This window comes from Kitasatospora sp. NPDC048239 (assembly GCF_043202015.1).
Lineage (GTDB): Bacteria > Actinomycetota > Actinomycetes > Streptomycetales > Streptomycetaceae > Kitasatospora.
Genome location: NZ_JBICZP010000049.1, coordinates 1 through 1,621 on the forward strand (window position 1 = coordinate 1; position 1,621 = coordinate 1,621).

Consider the following 1,621-nt stretch of genomic DNA (forward strand, 5'->3'; position numbering starts at 1 on the left):
GCTCGAAGACCGCCGCCACCACCGTGCGCACCACCGCCGTCGACGACGACCCGATCGCCATCGTCGGCATGGCCTGCCGCTACCCCGGCGGAGTCACCTCCCCCGAGGACCTCTGGCAACTCGTCGCCGACGGACGGGAGGGGATCACCCCGTTCCCGTCGAACCGCGGCTGGGACTTGGAGAACTTCTTCGACGACGACTCCGAGCGTCCGGGGACGTCGTACTGCCGGGAGGCCGGATTCCTGTACGACGCGGGGATGTTCGACGCGGGCTTCTTCGGCATCTCGCCGCGTGAGGCACTGGCGGTCGACCCGCAGCAGCGGCTGCTGCTGGAGACCTCCTGGGAGGCGATCGAGGGCGCCGGCATCGACCCCAGGTCACTGCGCGGCAGCAGCACCGGCGTCTACTCCGGGATGATGTACCACGACTACCAGCCGTCGATGGCCGCCGTCCCCGACGAGCTGGAGGGCATGATCGCCACCGGCAGCGCGGGCAGCGTGGCCTCCGGCCGGGTCTCCTACACCCTGGGGCTGGAAGGCCCGGCGGTCACCATCGACACCGCCTGCTCCTCCTCGCTGGTGGCGATGCACCTCGCCGCGCAGGCGCTGCGGCAGGGCGAGTGCGACCTCGCGCTGGCCGGCGGCGTGACCGTGATGGCCACCCCGGTGGCCTTCGTGGAGTTCAGCCGCCAGCGCGGTCTGGCGCCGAACGGGCGCTGCAAGCCGTTCTCCTCCTCGGCGGACGGCACCTCCTGGGCCGAGGGCGTCGGCGTGCTGGTCCTGGAGCGGCTGTCCAAGGCGAAGGCCAACGGCCACCGGGTGCTGGCCGTGGTCCGCGGTTCGGCGGTCAACCAGGACGGCGCCAGCAACGGGCTCACCGCCCCCAACGGCCCCTCCCAGGAGCGGGTGATCCGCCAGGCCCTCGCCCAGGCCGGACTGTCCGCCGCCGAGGTCGACGCGGTCGAGGCGCACGGCACCGGCACGTCGCTGGGCGACCCGATCGAGGCCAACGCCCTGCTCGCCACCTACGGTCAGGAGCGTGAAGAGCCGCTCTGGCTGGGCTCGTTGAAGTCCAACATCGGCCACGCCCAGGCGGCGGCCGGTGTCGGCGGGGTCATCAAGATGGTCATGGCGATGCAGCACGGCATCCTCCCGCAGACCCTGAACCTGGCCGAGCCGACCCACCACGTGGACTGGACCGCAGGAGCCGTCGAACTGCTGGCGGAACGGCGGGACTGGCCGCAGACCGGTCGCCCCCGTCGGGCGGGCGTGTCCTCGTTCGGCATCGGCGGCACCAACGCCCACGTCATCCTGGAACAGGGCGACACCACGCAGACGGCGAAGGCGGGCGCCGAGGCCGAGGGTCCGACGGCCTGGGTGCTGTCCGCGACCAACGGGGAGTCGCTGCGCAGGCAGGCCGCCCGGTTGGGCGAATTCGTCGAGCAGCAGCCGGAGTTGACTCCGGGGTCGGTGGCCAAGGCGCTGGACGGGCGGACGTTGTTCGGTCGTCGGGCGGTGGTGGTCGGCTCCCGGCGCGGGGAGCTCCTGGACGCCCTGGCGGCGCTGGCCCGCGGCGAGGAGGCCCCCGGCCTGGTCACCGGCACCGCCCGCGAGGACACCGG

The 1,621-nt window shown here is 73.0% G+C and carries 1 protein-coding gene; it reads left to right on the plus strand.

Annotation, left to right across the window (positions count from 1 at the left end; genetic code table 11):
- Positions 1-1,621: type I polyketide synthase (locus ACGFZP_RS39435; protein WP_392942316.1), on the plus strand; the 1,621-nt coding region annotated here is incomplete at both ends.